The 250-nt window shown below is 52.4% G+C and carries 1 pseudogene; it reads right to left on the bottom strand.

Going from position 1 to position 250, the window contains the following annotated elements:
* A pseudogene (locus HL290_RS18500) lies at nt 1-239 on the bottom strand (Ig-like domain-containing protein); the annotation flags it as partial.
* Between the last annotated feature and the right edge of the window lie 11 nt (nt 240-250).

Below are 250 nucleotides of genomic sequence, written 5' to 3'. Positions count from 1 at the left end.
CCTGGCAATGAGGTATTGCCTGCAGGGTCAGTCGCTGTTGCTGTTACGGTTTGACCGTCAGTCAAGTCACCTGGGTTTGGTACTGACCAGCTACCATCTGTACCTGCAACTACAGTTGCTGTTGTACCGTCCGGGAAGTTTACAGTCACTGTTGAACCAGGTTCTGCTGTACCGCTCACTGGGTCAGTGGCATTGATCGGATCAAGTACTGGTGCATTTGGTGCAACCGTATCAATCGTCACCACAGCGG

It is taken from the genome of Acinetobacter sp. AC1-2, assembly GCF_016124155.1.
In the GTDB taxonomy this organism is placed as follows: Bacteria; Pseudomonadota; Gammaproteobacteria; order Pseudomonadales; family Moraxellaceae; genus Acinetobacter; species Acinetobacter calcoaceticus.
This window is presented reverse-complemented; position numbering and strand designations above follow the sequence as displayed.